Source organism: Mycobacterium sp. IDUB_37 (genome assembly GCF_055419245.1).
In genome coordinates, this window is sequence record NZ_JBVAXG010000013.1 from 129,905 (window position 1) to 149,054 (window position 19,150).

The following is a 19,150-nucleotide window of genomic DNA, read 5'->3' on the forward strand; positions in this document are numbered from 1 at the left end:
GGAGCGGGATTCAGCGCGGCACGCTGGGAGCCACCCGTACCTTGATGTTCTTCATCAGCGGCTGGTGGCTCTGACTGCTGTAGTCGCTCGCGGCGATCAACACATTCATCTCCGGCATGTAGCCCGCCGCACAGCCTTTCGGCATGTCGTAAGCGAAGGCCCGATACTCCTTGAGGAAGCGCTGGCTGCCGTCGCGCGCGGTGGCCGTGATGTCCACCAGGTCGCCCGGTTCGATGTGCCGGGCGCGCATGTCGTCGGCGTTCATCAAAATCAGCGTGCGCACATTTTTGACCCCCCGGTAACGGTCGTTGTCGGAGTAGATCGTCGTGTTCCACTGATCGTGACTGCGCATGGTCTGCAGGATGAGCACATCACCCAACGGCACCTCGTCCGGTAGGGGAGCGGCCGAGAATTCGGCTTTGCCCGATGGCGTGAAGAAGACTAGTTCACGCGCTGGCTGCCGAATGCGGAATCCCAGCGGCAGCCGCACCCGGCGGTTGAAGTCCTCGAAGCCGTCGAGGACTTCGGCCATGGTGTCACGGATCCGGTCGTAGTCCTCGATGTAGCTCTGCCAGGGTGTTTTGCTCTGCGGGAGGGTGGCGCGCGCCATGCCGGCGATGATGGCCGGCTCGGAGAGCAGGTTTGGTGATGCCGGTTTCTTCATTCCTACGGACAGGTGCACCATGCTCATCGCGTCTTCGACCGAGGTGGACTGAAGGCCGCCGCGCTGGTGGTCCTTCTCGGTGCGGCCCAGGCAGGGCAGAATCAACGCCTTCTTACCGTGCACGAGGTGACCCCGGTTGAGTTTGGTGCTCACCTGCACCGTCAGCGAACAACGTCGCAGACCCGCGGCGGTGAGTTCGGTGTCGGGCGCGGCCAGGACGAAATTGCCGCCCAAGCCGACGAAGACCTTCACCTGGTCCTCGTTCATCGCCTTGATGGTGGCGACTGTGTCCATACCGTGCTCGCGTGGTGGGTCGATGTGGCAGACCTGGGCGAGCCGGTCCAGGAACTTCTCGCTCGGACGGTGGTCGATGCCGCAGGTGCGGTTGCCCTGGACATTGCTGTGGCCGCGCACGGGCGACGGACCCGCGCCTTCCCTGCCGAGGTTGCCGCGCATCAGAAGCAGGTTGACGATCTCGCGGACCGTGTCGACGCCGTGTTCGTGTTGGGTGATGCCCAGACACCAACTAATCAGTGTTCGGTCGGAGCGCGAATAGATTTCAGCGGCTTTGACCATGTCTGTGCGAGTCAGTCCGGACTGCGTCTCCAGCTCAGCCCAAGAGGTGGCCTCGCACAGCGCACGGTATTCCTCGAACCCCTGCGTGTATCGCTCGATGAACTCATGGTCCAACGCCTTGTGATCGGTCCGGCTCTGCTCCAACACCGCCTTGGCGATTCCGCGCAGTAGTGCCATGTCGCCACCTACCCGCACCTGCAGGTTGAGGGTGCTGGTACGCGTCGTCTTGAACATGGCCATGTGCATCAGGTCATGCGGCACGATCGTCCGGGTGGCCGCTGCCTCCACCATCGGGTTGATATGCACGACCTGTGCACCGCGGCGGTAGGCCTCGGCGAGCGCAGTGAGCATGCGCGGCGCGTTGGAAGCCGCGTTGACACCGAAGATGAACAAGGCGTCGGCCACTTCCCAATCCTTGAGATCAGCCGTGCCTTTGCCGGTGCCCAGGGCCGCGAAGAGGGCGCGTCCGGAAGCTTCGTGGCACATGTTGGAGCAGTCGGGCAGATTGTTGGTGCCATACTCGCGTGCCATCAGTTGATAGAGGAAAGTTCCCTCGTTACCTAGCCGCCCCGACGTGTAAAAGGCGGCCTGGTTGGGGCTGTCCAGCCCGCGCAGTTCGCGGCCGATCAGGTCGAATGCGTCCTGCCAGGAGATGGGCTTGTAACGGTCGGTGCCGGCGTCATAGACCATCGGCTCGGTGAGACGGCCCTGGTCTTCCAACGCGAAGTCGGACCAGCCCAGCAATTCCGAAACCGTGTGCTGGGCGAAAAAGTCGGCGCCGACCCGCTTATGCGTCATCTCCCACGTGACGTGCTTGATGCCGTTCTCGCAGATGTCGAGCTTGAGGCCTTTGGTGTCGTCCGGCCACGCGCACCCCGGGCAGTCGAACCCGCCGTCCTCGTGGTTCATCTTATGAATAGCGCGCGCCCCTTTGACCAGGGCGTGCTCCTGCACCAGCACTTTGGAGACGCTCATGGCCGCACCCCAACCTGCGGCGGGGTGGTGATAGTCGTGCTGGGAAGGGATTGCGTCGGTCGGGGGCCCGTCCCCGCCGGCCGATGTCAGGTTGGTTGCGTTCACATCAGATGTGGTCATCGTCAACACCTTTGGCTCAGCGGGACGCGAAGCCGTCCGGGAGGGCAGCCTGAAACAGTCTGGGTACAGTCTGCACCCACTTCGGGCCCAGCGAAAACAGAGGCGACGCCGCCGGTGTCCAACGACTTGCATTGAGATAAGGTCACCCTTAGTTTGAGGGGGTAACTTACTGCAGTCGAAGGGGCCGGGCAGGTGAAAACCGTCGCGTCGCGAGCAGGCGGACGTCCCGCGCTCATCGCGGTGGACGACGTCCTGCGCGTGGGTCGCGAGCTGGGTATGCGACGGCTGAGTGTCAATGCGGTCGCCGCTCAGTTGGGTGTGTCGGCGACTGCCCTGTATCGGCACGTCGAAAGCCGTTGGGCACTGGAGCGATTGGTCGGTGAGAGTCTGCTCGCCGAACTCGAGCTTCGTGACGACCCCACGGACGATATCGAAGCCCACCTGCTTTCGTTCGGACTTCAGTTGTGGCGCTTCACCGTTGAACACCCCGGGCTGGCCGCCTACCTGCAGATCCTGTTTCCGCGCGGCGACGCCGGCGTGCGGTTGTTGGTCACCGAAGTCGACGCGGTGAGCCGGCGCGGATACGCCGAGGACGCCGCGATCATGTTGAGCAGTGCCGTCGCCACGCTGGCGATCAGTCTCGCCGCCCGAGAAGAGAGTAATGCCAACGCAACCGGGGGCGATCAGGCCAATCGGTTCGCAGCGGAGCGCGACGCGGTAGCCCGACGGCTGGCAGGTGATGCTCGCCTGGGTGCGGCCCATGTCGGCTGGCCCGAGATGGCGAATTCGGAGTATGTGCGGCTGTTATTGGCCGCTTCGATCCGGGGGTTGGTCGGGGAGATCCCGCCGGGCCGTCCGGTCAAGGAAGTCGTGGCGCGCTACACCGCCACGGGAGAGGATCTTTGATGGCACGGGGCTTTCAGGGCGTGATGATGAAGGGCTTCGGCGCCCGCGACCACATCGCGACGGTGCTCGAAATCGTCACGATCGCACCACATTTCGTGCGGATCTGGATGGAGTCGCCGACGCTGTTCGATGAGGTCGAGGCCGAACCGGCCGCGTGGCTGCGGTTCTGGTTCCCTGACCCGAAGGGGTCCAGCACCGAATTCCAGCGCGGCTACACGATCGCCGAAGCTGACCCGGCCAGCGGCCGTTTCGCGATCGACGTGGTGCTGCACGACCCCGCCGGTCCCGGATCGATGTGGGCGCGCACCGTTGCGCCCGGCGCCACCATCGCCGTCATGTCGTTGATGGGATCGTCGCGCTACGACACCCCTGATGAGCAGCCGGCCGGCTATCTGCTGATCGGCGACTCCGCGTCGATTCCGGGGATCAACGGCATCATCGGAACCATCCCCGACGACGTCCCGGTCGAGTTGTACCTCGAACAACATGACGACAACGACACGCTGATTCCGCTGGCGGAGCATCCCCGGCTGCGGACGCACTGGGTCAGGCGTCACGACGAGAAGTCACTGGCCGAGGCGATCGAAAGCCGTGACTGGTCGAACTGGTATGCCTGGGCCACGCCGGAAGCCAACACGCTGAAGGTCATCCGCAAACGCCTGCGTGACGCGTTCGGCTTCCCCAAGTCCGAGGTGCATGCACAGGCTTACTGGAGCGCCGGCCGCGAGATGGGCACCAGTCGCGGCGACGAGCCAAGCACCGCTGCGCCGATCGACGAGACGCTGGAAGTGGTTGCAGCACAAGCGGAACCGGTCGAAGTTGCCCCGGCGAGCCGGGGCAGTTGGCGGGCCCAGGCCGCAGGGGAGTTGCTGGCGCCACTGCGCACCGCGCTCATTGTCTCCGGCGTGCTGCAGGCAATCGTCACGCTGGTGCAGCTGGCGCCGTACGTGCTACTGGTCGAGCTGGCCCGGCTGCTGGTTGCGGGCGCCGACGAGTCCCGATTGTGGGATGTGGGAATCGCAGCCGTTTCGTTGTTGGGGCTGGGCACCGTTCTGGGGGCCGCGCTGACGCTGTGGCTGCACATCGTCGATGCGCGGTTCTCCCGCGAATTGCGTTCGCGGTTGCTGGGCAAGCTGTCCCGGTTGCCGCTGGGCTGGTTCACCGCCCGCGGTTCGGGTTCGATCAAGCAGTTGGTGCAGGACGACACCCTGTCGCTGCACTATCTGGTCACGCATGCCATCCCGGATGCGGTCAACGCAGTGGTGGCGCCGGTGGCGGTGCTGCTCTACCTGTTCGTCGTCGACTGGCGGGTGGGGCTGGTGCTGTTCGGGCCGGTGCTGGTCTACCTGATGATGTCGTCGGCGCTGATGGTGCAGTCCGGTCCGCGCATCGCTCAATCGCAGCGGTGGGTCGAGACGATGAACAGCGAGGCCGGTGCGTACTTGGAGGGCCAGCCGGTCGTCCGGGTGTTCGGCGGAGCCGCTGCTTCGAACTTCCGGCGTCGACTGGACGAGTACATCGGATTCCTTGTCGCCTGGCAGCGTCCGCTGACGGGCAAGAAGACGATGATGGATCTGGCTACTCGGCCGTCGACGTTCCTATGGCTCATCGCGGTCACCGGCACCCTGTTGGTGGTCACGCACCGGATGGATCCGGTGAACCTGCTGCCATTCTTGTTGCTGGGCACCACCTTCGGCGCCCGACTGCTCGGTATCGGGTACGGCGTCGGTGGCGTTAGCGCAGGCAGACTCGCCGCGCGGCGCCTGCAGATCGCGCTGGCCGAGGGCGAACTCGCCGTCGAGGATCGACCACAGGCAGGATCGGACCCGGCACCGGCCGTGGTATTCGACAACGTCGGCTTCAGTTACCGACCCGGTGTGCCGGTGATCCAGGACGTGTCGCTGGAGCTGCGGCGTGGGACGGTGACCGCCCTGGTTGGCCCGTCGGGCTCAGGCAAGTCCACGCTGGCCGCGCTGCTGGCCCGGTTCCACGACATTGCGCAGGGTTCAATACGTGTTGAGGGCAGAGACATTCGGTCGCTGACGGCCGACGAGCTCTACTCGAACGTCGGGTTCGTCCTGCAGGAAACGCAACTCGTGCACGGTACGGTCGCCGAGAACATCGCGCTGGCGGTCCCCGATGCCACCTTGGAACAGATCCAGGCCGCGGCCCGGGAGGCGCAGATTCACGACCGCATCCTGCGCTTGCCGAGCGGTTACGACACGATGCTCGGCGCGAGCACCGCGCTGTCGGGTGGGGAGCGGCAACGGCTCACCATCGCCCGCGCGATTCTGGCAGACGCTGCCGTCCTCATCCTCGACGAGGCCACCGCCTACGCCGACCCGGAATCGGAATACCTTGTGCAGCAAGCACTTAATCGACTCACCCGAGATCGAACCGTGCTGGTGATCGCGCATCGGCTGCACACCATCACCGGGGCCGACCAGATCGTGGTGCTCGACCACGGCCGGATCGCGGAGCGCGGCACCCATGACGAGCTACTCGCCGCCGACGGCCGCTACCGCCGATTGTGGGAGTCGGGGCAACCCGCGCCCCAGGAGGTGGCACGATGATCCGCACCTGGATCCGGCTGGTGCCGGCTGATCGTCGCGGCAAGGTGCTCGCCTACGCCGTGCTCGCATTCGTCTCCGTAGTGGTGCGCGCCGTCGGCGCGGTGTTGTTGGTCCCCTTGGTGGGAGCGCTGTTCAGCGACGCCCCGCAGCGCGCGTTGACGTGGCTCGGTTGGCTCACCGCGGCGACGGTGCTCGGTTGGTTCATCGACTTCACTACCGCACGAATCGGTTTCGATCTCGGTTTCGCCGTGCTCGACCGCACCCAGCACGATGTGGCAGACCGCCTCCCCGAGGTTCGGCTGGACTGGTTCACCTCCGACAACACCGCAACGGCACGGCAGGCGATCGCCTCGACCGGGCCGGAACTTGTCGGCCTGGTGGTCAATCTGCTGACTCCGCTCATCGGCGGCATCGCGCTGCCGGCGGTCATCGCGTTGGCCCTGGTGCCCATCTCCTGGCAGCTCGGCGTGGCCGCGCTGGCCGGTGTGCCCTTGTTACTCGGCGCATTGTGGGCGTCGGTGCGCTTGACGCGCCGGGCCGACGCCGCCGCGGGTGAAGCCAACACCGCGCTGACCGAACGCATCATCGAGTTCGCCCGAACCCAGCAGGCGCTGCGGGCCGCGCGACGGGTGGAGCCCGCCCGCAGCGTGGTCGGCACTGCGCTGACCGCCCAGCACAGCGCCACGATGCGGTTGCTGGGCAAGCAGATTCCGGGGCAGCTGTTGTTCAGCATCGCCAGCCAGTTGGCGCTCATCCTGTTGGCCGGAGTCACGACGGCGCTGACCGTGGGTGGAAAGCTCACCGTGCCCGAGGCGATCGCGTTGATCGTCGTGATGGCCCGATATCTGGAGCCGTTCACCACCGTCAGCGAATTGGCGCCGGCCCTGGAGAGCACCCGCGCCACCCTCGAGCACATCCGTTCGGTGCTGACCGCTCCCGCGATAGGAGCGGGGACCGCCGCGCTCGGTGACCATGCCGGGGCGCCCCGCATCGACTTCGACGGTGTCACTTTCAGTTACGACGGTTCTGACGATCAACTGGCGCTCGACGGCGTCAGCTTCTCGCTGCAGCCGGGAACGGCGACGGCGATCGTCGGGCCGTCCGGTTCCGGCAAGAGCACGGTCCTGGCACTGATTGCCGGACTGCACCAGCCGACTCGGGGCCGCGTGCTAATCGACGGCGTTGACACCGCGACGTTGGCGGCAGCTGCCCGTCGCGACGCCAGCAGCGTCGTCTTCCAGCATCCCTATCTCTTCCACGGAACGATCCGCGAGAACGTGTTCGCCGGTGGTCCGGGAGCCGACGACAGCCGGTTCGCGCGGGCCATCCGGCTGGCACGGGTCGACGAGCTCACCGCCAGGCTTCCCGACGGTGAGGAGACCGTCGTCGGGGAGGCCGGTTCGGCGCTTTCCGGTGGTGAGCGCCAACGGGTCAGCATCGCGCGTGCCCTGCTCAAAGGTGCGCCCATCCTGTTGGTGGACGAGGCGACCAGTGCCCTGGACAACGAGAACGAGGTTGCGGTGGTCGAGGCGCTGACCGCTGACCCGCATTCGCACACCCGGGTGATAGTCGCCCACCGGTTGGCGAGCATCCGGCACGCCGACCGCGTGCTGTTCGTGGAGAACGGCCGGGTGATCGAAGACGGCAGTATCGACGAATTGCTTGCTGCAGGTGGGCGTTTCAGCGAATTCTGGCGTCAGCAGCACGAAGCCGCGGAATGGCGGATCCTCGCCGAGTAGGCAAGGGGAGCTCCCGAGGTACATGCGGTATGGCTTACAGTCCATAACATGAGTGCCTTGTTGTCGATCCCGCGGTACCCCACCGATGTGACTGCCGAGTGGCTGTCCGCGGTGCTGAGTGGGCGGGGCGCGCCCGTCGAGGTGTCACAGGCCGACGTCGTAGCGATAGGCACCGGGCAGACCGGTGCCACCTACCGGGTGAGCGCCAGTTACGGCGGTGACCCGGGTGGTCTGCCGCAGACGTTCGTGATCAAGTTGCCCGCCCAGGACGACGCCGTCCGCGACCGGGTGGTCATCGGCTATCGCAGCGAGTGCGCGTTCTACGCTTCGGTCGCTGAGCGCGTGCAGGTGCCCATCCCGGAGTGCTTCTACTGCGAGATCACCGACGATGCAATGGAATACGCGCTGTTGCTGGCCGACCAGGCGCCCGCGGTCCAGGGCGACCAGATTGCCGGCTGTGGCCCGCAAGAGGCTCGGTTGGCGGTGACCGCGTTGGCGGGTCTGCACGCGCCCAGTTGGTGCGATCCGGTGTGGCTGGATTTTCCGGGCATCGCGTTCGCGCGCCCGGACGAAGCAGGCGCTGCGGGCATGGGCGAGGTGGCGAAGATGGCTACCGACATCACCCTGGACAAGCTGGGCGGCCGAATGACTGCCGAAGACCGCGAAACTTTCGCTGCGACAATGAATTTAGTAGCGCCGTGGCTGCTTGCCGAGCACGACCGGTTCGCCTTGCTGCACGGAGACTATCGCCTCGACAACATGCTGTTCGACCCGGAGCGAACCAGGATCACTGTGGTCGACTGGCAGACGCTCGGTGTGGGTCTGCCGGCCAGGGATCTGGCCTATTTCACCGCCACCAGCCTCGATTCCCAGCTGCGTGCGGAGATCGAAGGCGACCTCGTCGACGAATACCACCGGGCGCTACTGGATCTCGGCGTCACCGACTACGACCGTGACACCTGCTGGCGCGACTACCGCCTCGGCGTGGTGCAGGCGCCGCTGATCTCAGCGCTCGGGTTCGCCTTCGCCACCTCGACCGAGCGCGGCGACGACATGATGCTCGCCATGCTGAGCCGGGGCTCCCGGGCGATTCGAGAGCTGGGCACTCTGGACCTGCTCAGCTGATTCGCGCTAGTACTGCGTGGACCCCTGGTCCACCGGGATCTTCGCGGCGGTGATGTTGCGCGACTCGTCGCTGGCCAGCCAGCACACGGTGTCGGCGATGTCCTCGGGTTCGGCGGCCCAGCGCGGGAGAAACGGGGTCAGCATGTGCGACAACTGCGGGTACGTCTTCATCACCCGGCGCGTCTCGGCGATCATCTGGCCGCCACCCATCGGGGAGTTCACCGCACCCGGGTGAACGCTGTTGACCCGGATTTTGTGTTGACCCAATTCGGCGGCGAACGCCCGGGCCATCCCGGTGATGGCGTGCTTACTGGCGGTGTAGTGCACCATGAACGGTTGCATCTTGGCGCCGGCCGCGGAACTGATCAGGATGACCGAGCCACCTCGCCCGCCCTCGATGATCTTGTCGGCCCCGGCCATCACGGTGTTCCAGGTGCCAGTCACGTTGATGTCCATGACATCGCGGAAGTTCTCCGGGGTGATCTCATTCCAGATTTGTGGGGCCGCGATGCCGGCGTTGGCCACGATGATGTCGAGCCGACCAAGTTCGGCGACGCCATCGTCGACGACTTTGCGCAGTGCTTCGAAGTTGCGGATATCTACCTCGGCGGCAATGATGCGCCGGCCTGTTTGTCCCACTAGCCGAACGGTTTCGGCGAGATCCTCCGGCGTGGCCGAATCGTAGGGCACGAAGTCGGGAAGTTTGCCGGCGATGTCGACCGCGATGATGTCCGCACCCTCGCTCGCCATCCGCACGGCGTGGGCGCGACCCTGGCCCCGCGCCGCCCCGGTGATGAAGGCGACCCGGCCTGCCAGTCGCCGGCTCATCTCTGCGCGGCCTTGATCAGATTGGAGCCGATGATCAACTGCTGAATCTCGCTGGTGCCCTCATACAGTCGAAGCAGGCGGACATCCCGGTAGATGCGTTCGACCGGAACACCACGCATGTACCCGCTGCCACCGTGGACCTGCACCGCGAGATCGGCTACCTTGCCCGCCATTTCGGTGCAGAAGAGCTTGGCCGCCGACGGCGCGATCCGTCGATCCTCGCCATTGACCCACCGCCGTGCGGTGTCGCGGACCAGAGCACGCCCGGCCAGCACACCGGTTTGCTGCTCAGCGAGCATCGCCTGGACCAACTGGAATGTGCCGATCTGCGTGCCGCCCTGGGTTGCCTTCGCCGCGTAGGACACGGATTCGTCGAGTGCGCGCTGGGCGGCGCCGACCGCGACCGCGGCGATGTGCACGCGTCCGCGGGCCAGCGAGGTCATGGCGGCGCGATAGCCGATGTCCTCGTTGCCGCCGATCAGCGCGGTGTCATCGAGGCGGACGTCGTCGAAGCGGACATCGGCCGTCCAGGCGCCTTCCTGGCCCATCTTGGCGTCCTTGGTGCCGATTTGGACGCCCGTTGCGTCGGCCGGCACCAGGAAGACGGCGATGCCCGGGCCCTTGTCGTCGGCGGGCCTGGTCCGGGCGAAGACGATGAACAGATTGGCGTTGGGGGCATTGGTGATGAACTGTTTCTGTCCGGAGATCACCCAATCACCGTTGTCCCGAACGGCTTTGGTTTTCAGGCCGGCCGGGTTGGATCCGGCGCCGGGTTCGGTCAGTGCAAACGAGGCGACAACATCGCCGGAGGCGATTCCCTCGAGCCACCGAGTCTTCTGCTCATCGGTGCCGAACCCGACGAGCACCTGTCCGGCGATGCCGTTGTTGGTGCCGAACATCGATCGGACGGCCAATGATGTGTAGCCCAACTCCATCGCCAGCTCGACATCCTGCACCAGGTTCAGGCCGAGACCGCCCCATTCCTGCGGGATCGCATAGCCGAACAGGCCCATCTTCTTGGCTTGGTCGCGCAGATCGTCCGGAACCCGGTCGTCGTCGAGAATCTCCTGCTCACGCGGCACGACCACGGTCCGCACGAAGTGGCGGGTCTGCGCCAGGATCTCCTGAAAGTCCTCGTCAGATACCTCGGGAGCGTCAGCAGTCATGGGTATATCGTATATGAAATACGATATTGGCTTGACGAGCGCCCCGTCGAGGGCCAGGACAACTAGGGATGCGTGATACAGGTGTCGTTGCTGAATGGACAGACCGCGGTCATCACGGGCGGTGCACAGGGTCTCGGTTATGCGATCGCGGAGCGCTTCGTCGCCGAGGGCGCGCGTGTGGTGCTCGGTGACGTGAATCTGGAAGCGACCGAGGTCGCGGCAAAGCAACTCGGTGGCGATGATGTCGCGATCGCCGTGCAGTGCGATGTGACTCAGGCGGCCGACATCGAAACCCTGATCCAGACCGCCGTCGAACGTTTCGGCGGCCTCGACATCATGGTCAACAACGCCGGCATCACCCGTGACGCCACCATGCGCAAGATGACCGAGGAGCAGTTCGATCAGGTCATCAACGTGCACCTGAAGGGGACCTGGAACGGCACCCGGTTGGCCGCTGCGGTCATGCGGGAGAACAAGCGGGGCGCGATCATCAACATGTCGTCGGTATCGGGCAAGGTCGGCATGATCGGCCAGACGAACTATTCGGCGGCGAAGGCGGGAATCGTCGGGATGACTAAGGCGGCCGCCAAAGAGCTTGCCTATCTTGGTGTTCGGGTCAATGCGATTGCCCCGGGGCTGATTCGCTCGGCCATGACCGAGGCCATGCCACAACGGATCTGGGACTCCAAGGTCGCCGAGGTGCCGATGGGCCGGGCCGGTGAACCCAGCGAGGTCGCCAGCGTCGCGTTGTTCCTCGCTTCCGACCTGTCGTCGTACATGACCGGCACCGTCATGGAGATCACCGGCGGCAGGCACCTGTGAGGCAGGCTTTCATTTGCGAGCCGGTACGAACGCCGATCGGCCGCTACGGCGGAATGTTCAAGTCGCAGAGCGCCGTTGACCTCGGTGTCGCCGCGCTGAAGGGGCTGCTCGAGCGAACCGGCCTCGCCCCGGAAGCGATCGAGGACGTCATCCTCGGCCACTGCTATCCCAGCAGCGAGGCGCCCGCGATCGGGCGGGTGGTTGCTCTGGATGCCGGTCTGCCCGTGACGGTTCCGGGGATGCAGGTTGACCGCCGCTGCGGGTCGGGGCTGCAGGCGGTGATCCAGGCGTGCCTACAGGTGAGCACCGGCAATAACGACATTGTCTTAGCCGGTGGCGCCGAGAGTATGAGCAACGTCGCGTTCTATTCGACCGACATGCGTTGGGGTGGAGCACGGTCCGGTGTGAACGTGCACGACGGATTGGCTCGCGGACGCACCACCGCGGGCGGCCGGGACTACCCGGTCCCGGGAGGGATGCTGGAGACTGCCGAGAACCTGCGCCGGCAATACGGCATATCCCGTCAGGAGCAGGACGAGCTTGCGGTGCGGTCACACCAGCGTGCGGTGGCCGCGCAGAAGAACGGAATCCTCGCCTCGGAAATAGTTCCAGTGATTGTTCCGGTATCGTCGCGCACCCGTCAGGGCGAGGATGTGATCGACACCGACGAGCATCCGCGCGCCGACACCACGGTGGAATCGCTGAGCAAGCTCAAACCCGTTCTGGTAAAAGGTGATCCGGAATCCACCGTCACCGCGGGCAACGCGAGTGGACAGAACGACGCGGCATCGATGTGCGTGGTCACCACCCCGGAAACGGCGGCTCGGTACGGCCTGACGCCGCTGGTGCGCCTGGTGTCGTGGGGCCAGGCGGGCGTTGCTCCCAACATCATGGGCATCGGGCCGGTCCCAGCGACCGAAGTCGCCCTGGCAAAAGCCGGATTGCAACTCAAAGACATCGATCTCATCGAACTCAACGAAGCATTCGCAGCCCAGGCCCTGGCTGTGATGCGGGAGTGGAACTTCGGGGAAGCCGACCACGACCGAACCAACGTGCACGGCTCGGGCATCTCGCTGGGACACCCGGTCGGCGCGACCGGGGGGCGGATGCTCGCCACTCTGGCGCGCGAACTCGGCCGCCGCCAGGCGCGCTATGGCCTGGAGACCATGTGCATCGGTGGCGGCCAGGGTCTGGCCGCGGTCTTCGAGCGGGTCGATACCGCATGACTGCGTTGCCCCTGAGCGGCATTCGCGTCATCGAGGTGTCGAGCTTCGTCGCCGCGCCACTGTGTGGCATGACGCTGAGCCAGCTGGGGGCCGAGGTGATCCGCGTCGACCCGATCGGCGGCGCCGCCGACGCGCAACGATGGCCGCTGACCGCCGACGGCACCTCGATCTACTGGACCGGCCTCAACAAGGGAAAGCGTTCGGCCACAATCAATTTACGCTCGCCCGAAGGTCAGGAGCTAATCCAGCGACTGATCGTCGAAGGAGACGGCATCGTCGTCACCAATGCGGTGCTGCCGTGGCTGAGCTACGAACTATTGGCAGCCAGTCGATCCGACGCCATCCATGTGCAGCTACTTGGTCGCCATGACGGATCCACCGGCGTGGACTACACCGTGAACGCGGCGATCGGCTACCCATTGGTGACCGGCCCGGCCGATCACGCGGGTCCGATCAACCACGTGTTGCCCGCCTGGGACGTCACCTGCGGTTTATACGCCGCGCTCGCGGTGGTGTCCGCCGTGCACCGTCGTGACCAATCCCGAGTAGGCGCGCAGGTGAGCATCGCGCTCGAAGACGTCGCATTGGCGACGGCGGGCAACCTGAGCCTGCTCACCGAGCCTCAGGTGCTCGGAACCCAACGCGAGCGCCTGGGCAACTCCATCTACGGCCAATACGGTCAGGACTTCGTCAGTCGCGACGCAGCCAGGTTCATGGTCGTTCTGTTGACCCGGCGCCACGTTCGCGACTTGGTCGAGGTGACCGGCACCGGTCGGGCGGTCGCGGCGCTGGCGGCGGCGCTGGACGCCGACTTCGAAACCGAGGGGGATCGCTACCGCTACCGCGACGTGCTCTCCGGCCTGTTCGGCACCTGGTTCGCCGGCCACGACGCCGACGAGATCATCGAGGCATTGTCTGGCACCACGGTGCTGTGGGAGCGCTACCGCACTTTTGCCGAGGTGGCCAGTGGCCCGAAAGTGACTGCGAATCCGCTGTTTTCCTCGCTGCATCAACCGGGTGTCGGTGATTATCTTGCACCGGCTATGCCCGCCGCATTCGACGGCGTGCACCCGGCGAGCACTGCCGCGCCCGTACTCGGTGCCGACACCGCCGACATCCTCAACGAATACCTGGCAATGACGACCGAAGACATCGCGCGTCTGTTGAGCGCAGAGACGATAGGGGACTAGCCCCATGACCAGACTGGCCCAGACCCTTGGCCTCACCGAGATCCAGACTGAAATCGTCACGACGGTAAGGCGATTCGTCGACAAGGAAGTCATTCCCAACGCGCCGGAACTCGAACGTAGCGACACCTACCCGCAGGCGATCGTCGACGGATTGCGTGAAATGGGATTGTTCGGCCTGATGATCCCGGAGGAGTACGGCGGGCTGGGGGAGTCACTGCTGACCTATGCGCTCTGCGTCGAAGAACTGGCGCGGGGCTGGATGAGCGTATCCGGCGTACTCAATACCCATTTCATCGTCGCGTACATGCTGCGCCAGCACGGCACCGACGAGCAGAAGGAACGCTTCCTGCCGCGGATGGCGGTCGGCGAGACGCGCGGCGCCTTCTCGATGTCAGAACCCGAACTGGGCTCCGACGTCGCAGCTATCCGCACCCGGGCCACCCGCAACTCCGACGGCACCTACACCATCGACGGCCAGAAGATGTGGCTCACCAACGGCGGCAGTTCGACGCTGGTGGCTGTGCTGGTGCGCACCGACGAAGGCGCCGACAAGCCGCACCGCAATCTGACCGCGTTCCTGGTCGAGAAGCCAACGGGATTCGGCGAAGTACTGCCGGGCCTGATCATCCCGGGCAAGATCGACAAGCTGGGTTACAAGGGCATCGACACCACCGAGCTCATCTTCGACGGCTACAGGGCCAGCGCCGACGACATCCTCGGCGGCAAGCCTGGGCAGGGCTTCTTCCAGATGATGGACGGCATCGAAGTCGGCCGGGTCAACGTGTCGGCGCGGGCCTGCGGCATCGGCATCCGGGCTTTTGAACTGGCGGTGAAGTATGCCCAGCAGCGCGAGACCTTCGGCAAGCCGATCGCGGAGCACCAGGCCATCGCGTTCCAGCTGGCCGAGATGGCCACCAAGGTCGAAGCGGCACATCTGATGATGGTCAATGCGGCTCGGCTGAAGGACTCCGGCGAACGCAATGATGTCGCAGCGGGTATGGCGAAGTACCTGGCCAGTGAATTCTGTTCGGAGGTAACCCAACAGAGCTTCCGGATTCACGGCGGCTACGGCTACTCCAAGGAGTACGAGATCGAGCGGTTGATGCGCGACGCACCTTTCCTGCTCATCGGTGAGGGAACCAGCGAGATCCAGAAGCAGATCATCAGCAAGCGTCTACTGGACGAGTACCGGGTGTGACGCCATGACGGTCCCCGATTTCGTTGCGAGGCCTCAGCTTTCGGAGGATGTCGCGAGCTTCATCCGGAAGCGGATCTTCGAGGGCACCTATGCGGCCGGGCAGTACGTACGACTGGATCAACTGGCCGTGGAGCTGGGGATCAGCGTCACCCCGGTGCGTGAGGCGTTGTTCGCGCTGCGTGCCGAAGGGTTGGTGGCTCAGCAGCCGCGCCGGGGATTTGTGGTGCTGCCGCTGACTCAGCGTGATCTGGCCGACGTCGCCAACGTGCAGGCGCACGTCGGCGGCGAGTTGGCGGCGCGCGCGGCTCTCCATATCACCGACGACCAGCTACGCGAACTCAGCGCGATCCAGGCACAACTCGAGGCGGCCTATGCCGCGGACGACGACGAACAGAAGGTGCGCCTCAACCACGAATTCCACCGCGCGATCAACATCGCCGCGGATTCGCCGAAGTTGGCTCAGCTGATGTCGCAGATCACCCGCTATGCCCCCGAGTCGGTGTTTCCGATGATCGAGCACTGGTCCGACCAGGCTGTCAAAGACCATCGGCGGGTGCTCGATGCGCTGGGCGGACACGATGAGGAGTTGGCCCGCGCCGCAATGTCGGAACACCTTGCCGCCAGCGCAATTCCGTTGATCGACCACCTCATTGAGCGTGGCGTGGTAGTGCAGGCAGTGCCCAGCGACCACAGCTGAGATTTCGACCTGAATGACACAAGGCTTCTTGTTGCTGAACGCGGCCGGGCCTACGCTGCCGTCATGCGCCCAACACGTGTATCTCGGGTATTCGTCGGAGCGCTGGCCTGCGGGTCAGCACTCGCGCTCGCGCCATCCGCGGCCGCCGACCCGGTGGACCCGATTCCCGGCAACGGCATCTTCCTGGTCGGCCCCGACATCGCGCCGGGAACTTACCGCACCCAAGGCCCGTCGGGGCCGCTTATCTTGGTGTTCGGCAAGGTATCCGAGCTTTCGACGTGCATGTGGCTGCTGCACAGCACACCGGATGCCAGCGACGGTGACATCGTGAATTCGGGCTCCGGTATGACCCCGATGTTCGCGACGATCCCGTCGAACGTCAAGGCCTTCGAGACCAAGAACTGCCAACCCTGGTTCAGGGCCTAGCCGAGCATCGGCCGCAGCAGCTCGATCAGGTGGCCGCTGGCCCGGTCCCAACGTTTACGCGCCCGCTCTGGATCCCTGTCGACGAAGCTGGTCAGCAGGATGCCACGCAACGCATCCATCGCGGTGTAGACGATGTCGCGTAGTTGTTTCTGCTCGGCGGGGCCGGGCCACAACTGAGCAATTCCGTCCGCCAAGGCGGCGTTGACAAGCGGCTCCACGCGTTCGATCTGTCCCGCGAGTACCGGATCGGTGCGTGCGGCCACCCACAACTCGACAGTCGCGGTGAACATCGGACCCTGGTGGGCCTCCCACAGGTAATTCAGCAGTGTGACAACGGGATCCGGCCCGAGAGTTGCCAGGCCCAGGTCCCGCATCATCGCCTGCGCCCGTTGCTGAGCCGGTGTTCGATGGCCGCAACCACCAGATCTTCCTTCGACCCGAAGTGGTGCACCTGGGCGCCGCGGGTCACGCCGGCCACCGCGGCTACCCGTTGGGTGGTGGTGCCCGCGTACCCGGCGACCCGATGCCGATTCACCTCGATCAGGAAGTCGCCAAGGACGCCGGGCTGCCCGGCATCATCGCGCACGGGTTGTGCACGATGGCATTCACTTCCTGGGCAGTACTCACCGAGGTGGCCGATTCCGACGTCACCCGACTCAAGCGACTGGCGGTGCGGTTCTCCAAGATGGTGTTGCCCGGCGACGAACTGAGCACCCGGATCTGGCGGACCGGCAGTGCCGAGGGCATCACCAGCTACGCATTCGAGACCGCACGCGGCGACGATCTTGCCATCACCGACGGGCTGGTCGAAATAGCGGACAGCACAAACAATTAACTAGAAAGGCTGGGAATATGGGCGAATTGGACGGTCGCGTTGCAGTCATCACGGGGGCAGGGCGCGGAATCGGACGTGAACACGCACTGCTGTTCGCGAGCCAGGGCGCTTCGGTCGTCGTCAACGATCTCGGCGGCAGCAATGCCGGGGAGGGTGCCGACGGCGGGCCCGCTCAGCAGGTAGTCGACGAGGTCATCGCCAACGGTGGTCGCGCCGTCGCCAACACCGAAAACGTCGCAACCTGGGCGGGTGCCCAGAGCATGGTGGAACAGGCAATCGACGAGTTCGGGCGCCTCGACGTCGTCGTCAACAATGCCGGCATCCTGCGGGACGGATTCATCGCGACGCTCGAGGAGGAGGCGTGGGACGCGGTGGTCGCAGTGCATCTCAAGGGTCACTTCGCGGTGCTGCGACACGCGGCGGCGTACTGGAAGGCTCAGTCCAAGGCCGGCGAGCAGCCCACCGCGGCGGTGATCAACACCGCATCGGGATCGGGTGTGACACTGCCGAATCCAGGACAGATCAACTACGGCGCGGCGAAGGCGGGGATTGCCGCGATGACGTTGATCGCCGCGGAGGAACTCGAGCGTTACGGGGTGCGGGTCAACGCGATCGCGCCGATCGCGCGAACCCGACTGACCCTGGCAACACCCGGCATGGGCGCGCTGATGAGCGAGCCCGAGGACGGTGAGCACGACCTGTTCAGCCCGGCCAACATCTCGCCGTTGGTCGCCTACCTGGCAACCGAGAAGTGCCCTGTCACCGGTCACGTCTACGCCGTCCAAGGCGGCGCCATCTCGCTGCTCAGAGGGTGGCACGACGTTGCGACCATCGAAACCGACGGCCTCTGGCAGATCGACGACATCGCCGCCCGCCTACCTGGTTAGGAGATCCCGTGATCGAGTGGTCCGAGACTGACCTGATGATGCGCGACAGCATGCGCGCGTTCATCGACAAAGAGATCCGCCCGCATCTGGACGGCCTGGAAACCGGAGCGGTGTCCCCATACCCGTTGGTGCGCAGGCTGTTAAGTGAGTTCGGTCTCGACGTGCTGGCCGCCGAGGCGGTCAAGACGATGCTCGACAAGCAGCGCGTCACGCAAGATGCGGGCGAATTTCGCAGTGCGGGACCAGGTTTCGGCGCGGTGGGCGAACAGGTGTCGATGGCGGCCGCATTGGTGATCGAGCTGGCCGGGGTGAGCATCGGGCTGCTCAGCACCGTGGGAGTGAGTCTGGGCCTGGGTGCGGCGACGATCATGAGCCGCGGCACCCTGGCGCAGAAGGAGCGCTGGCTGCCCGACCTGATGACCTTGGACAAGATCGCCGCATGGGCCATCACCGAGCCGGACGCGGGCTCGGATGCGTTCGGCGGCATGAAGACCTATGTGCGACGTGACGATGCGGATTACGTTCTCAACGGGCAGAAGACCTTCATCACCAACGGGCCCGACGCCGACGTCGTCATCGTGTACGCCAAGCTCGACGAAGGCGACCCCATCAACAAGCGCGACCGACCGGTGCTGACTTTCGTGCTGGAAAAGGGGATGCCCGGGTTCACTCAAGGCAGGCCGTTCAAGAAGATGGGCATGATGTCCTCTCCCGCCGGAGAGTTGTTCTTCGACAACGTGCGGCTGACCCCTGACCGGCTGCTGGGCGAAACCGAACAGCACACCAGCGGAGACGGCCGCGACAGCGCGCGCGCCAGCTTCGTCGTCGAACGCATCGGTATCGCACTGCTGTCGCTGGGCATCATCAACGAATGTCACCGGCGCTGCCTGGACTACGCGCGTACCCGCACGTTGTGGGGCAAGGAGATCGGCCGGCTTCAGCTGATCCAGCTCAAGCTGGCCAAGATGGAAGTGGCACGGCTCAACGTGCAGAACATGGTGTTCTCCTCCCTGGAGCGGCTAAGAGCCGGCAAGTTACCGTCGCTGGCAGAGGCCTCGGCCATCAAGTGGTATTCCTCCGAGGCTGCCACCGACGTCGCCATGGATGCCGTGCAGCTTTTCGGCGGCAACGGATACATGGCTGAGTACACCGTCGAGCGGCTGGCCCGGGACGCCAAATCGCTGATGATCTAAGCTG

Annotated in this window: 15 protein-coding genes and 2 pseudogenes; 13 read left to right on the forward strand and 4 right to left on the reverse strand. The window is 65.2% G+C overall.

Annotated features, from left to right (window positions below; genetic code table 11):
• Window positions 1-10: 10 nt before the first annotated feature.
• The gene (locus ACZY1I_RS29610) at window positions 11-2,335 is read right to left on the reverse strand and encodes an FdhF/YdeP family oxidoreductase (protein WP_463760976.1); all 2,325 of its coding nucleotides are present in this window, start codon (window positions 2,333-2,335) and stop codon (window positions 11-13) included.
• A gap of 192 nt (window positions 2,336-2,527) precedes the next feature.
• Here ACZY1I_RS29610 and ACZY1I_RS29615 point away from each other — a divergent pair, with 192 nt between their 5' ends.
• Genes ACZY1I_RS29615 through ACZY1I_RS29630 form a run of 4 tightly spaced genes read left to right on the forward strand, consistent with a single transcriptional unit; the run spans window position 2,528 to window position 8,678 of the window.
• Entirely contained in the window at window positions 2,528-3,241 is a 714-nt protein-coding gene (locus ACZY1I_RS29615; protein WP_463760977.1) for a TetR/AcrR family transcriptional regulator, read from the forward strand.
• Window positions 3,241-5,814 (forward strand): ABC transporter ATP-binding protein/permease, encoded by a 2,574-nt coding sequence (locus ACZY1I_RS29620; protein WP_463760978.1) that lies wholly within the window; start codon window positions 3,241-3,243, stop codon window positions 5,812-5,814. Before ACZY1I_RS29615 ends, ACZY1I_RS29620 begins: the two co-directional genes overlap by 1 nt.
• Window positions 5,811-7,553 carry an ABC transporter ATP-binding protein gene (locus ACZY1I_RS29625; RefSeq protein ID WP_463760979.1) on the forward strand — a complete coding sequence of 581 codons (1,743 nt, stop codon included), beginning with the start codon at window positions 5,811-5,813 and terminating at the stop codon, window positions 7,551-7,553. The genes ACZY1I_RS29620 and ACZY1I_RS29625 overlap by 4 nt, the downstream gene beginning before the upstream one ends.
• Before the next feature lie 48 nt (window positions 7,554-7,601).
• Complete coding sequence (locus tag ACZY1I_RS29630; RefSeq protein WP_463760980.1) at window positions 7,602-8,678, forward strand: phosphotransferase family protein; 1,077 nt, start codon at window positions 7,602-7,604, stop codon at window positions 8,676-8,678.
• A 6-nt stretch (window positions 8,679-8,684) separates the two neighbouring features.
• Here the strand turns inward: ACZY1I_RS29630 and ACZY1I_RS29635 are convergent, their stop codons facing one another.
• Both ACZY1I_RS29635 and ACZY1I_RS29640 read right to left on the reverse strand, forming a co-directional pair.
• Window positions 8,685-9,506 carry a mycofactocin-coupled SDR family oxidoreductase gene (locus ACZY1I_RS29635; protein ID WP_463760981.1) on the reverse strand — a complete coding sequence of 274 codons (822 nt, stop codon included), beginning with the start codon at window positions 9,504-9,506 and terminating at the stop codon, window positions 8,685-8,687.
• On the reverse strand, window positions 9,503-10,672 hold the full coding sequence (locus ACZY1I_RS29640; protein WP_463760982.1) for an acyl-CoA dehydrogenase family protein: 1,170 nt from the start codon (window positions 10,670-10,672) through the stop codon (window positions 9,503-9,505). The genes ACZY1I_RS29635 and ACZY1I_RS29640 overlap by 4 nt, the downstream gene beginning before the upstream one ends.
• 72 nt (window positions 10,673-10,744) lie before the next feature.
• Between ACZY1I_RS29640 and fabG the strand changes: the two genes are divergently transcribed.
• From fabG to ACZY1I_RS29670, 6 genes are all read left to right on the forward strand, one after another.
• Window positions 10,745-11,494 (forward strand): 3-oxoacyl-ACP reductase FabG, encoded by a 750-nt coding sequence (gene fabG / locus ACZY1I_RS29645; protein WP_463760983.1) that lies wholly within the window; start codon window positions 10,745-10,747, stop codon window positions 11,492-11,494.
• Window positions 11,491-12,720, forward strand: coding sequence for an acetyl-CoA C-acetyltransferase (locus tag ACZY1I_RS29650; RefSeq protein ID WP_463760984.1), 1,230 nt, complete (start codon window positions 11,491-11,493; stop codon window positions 12,718-12,720). The genes fabG and ACZY1I_RS29650 overlap by 4 nt, the downstream gene beginning before the upstream one ends.
• The gene (locus ACZY1I_RS29655) at window positions 12,717-13,910 is read left to right on the forward strand and encodes a CoA transferase (protein WP_463760985.1); all 1,194 of its coding nucleotides are present in this window, start codon (window positions 12,717-12,719) and stop codon (window positions 13,908-13,910) included. The genes ACZY1I_RS29650 and ACZY1I_RS29655 overlap by 4 nt, the downstream gene beginning before the upstream one ends.
• A gap of 4 nt (window positions 13,911-13,914) precedes the next feature.
• Window positions 13,915-15,108, forward strand: coding sequence for an acyl-CoA dehydrogenase family protein (locus ACZY1I_RS29660; RefSeq protein ID WP_463760986.1), 1,194 nt, complete (start codon window positions 13,915-13,917; stop codon window positions 15,106-15,108).
• 4 nt (window positions 15,109-15,112) lie between these two features.
• The gene (locus tag ACZY1I_RS29665; RefSeq protein WP_463760987.1) at window positions 15,113-15,805 is read left to right on the forward strand and encodes a GntR family transcriptional regulator; all 693 of its coding nucleotides are present in this window, start codon (window positions 15,113-15,115) and stop codon (window positions 15,803-15,805) included.
• Window positions 15,806-15,868: 63 nt separating this feature from the next.
• Window positions 15,869-16,231 carry a hypothetical protein gene (locus tag ACZY1I_RS29670; protein WP_463760988.1) on the forward strand — a complete coding sequence of 121 codons (363 nt, stop codon included), beginning with the start codon at window positions 15,869-15,871 and terminating at the stop codon, window positions 16,229-16,231.
• On the opposite strand, the pseudogene ACZY1I_RS29675 reads toward ACZY1I_RS29670, so the two are convergent.
• A pseudogene (locus ACZY1I_RS29675) lies at window positions 16,228-16,745 on the reverse strand (TetR/AcrR family transcriptional regulator); the annotation flags it as partial. The gene ACZY1I_RS29670 and the pseudogene ACZY1I_RS29675 overlap by 4 nt on opposite strands.
• On the opposite strand from ACZY1I_RS29675, the pseudogene ACZY1I_RS29680 reads away from it, so the two are divergent.
• From ACZY1I_RS29680 to ACZY1I_RS29690, 3 genes and pseudogenes are all read left to right on the forward strand, one after another.
• Window positions 16,746-17,066 (forward strand): annotated as a pseudogene (locus tag ACZY1I_RS29680) (MaoC/PaaZ C-terminal domain-containing protein); the annotation flags it as partial.
• Between the two features lie 17 nt (window positions 17,067-17,083).
• Complete coding sequence (locus ACZY1I_RS29685; protein ID WP_463760989.1) at window positions 17,084-17,953, forward strand: SDR family oxidoreductase; 870 nt, start codon at window positions 17,084-17,086, stop codon at window positions 17,951-17,953.
• An 8-nt stretch (window positions 17,954-17,961) separates the two neighbouring features.
• Complete coding sequence (locus ACZY1I_RS29690; protein ID WP_463760990.1) at window positions 17,962-19,146, forward strand: acyl-CoA dehydrogenase family protein; 1,185 nt, start codon at window positions 17,962-17,964, stop codon at window positions 19,144-19,146.
• Window positions 19,147-19,150 lie beyond the last annotated feature (4 nt).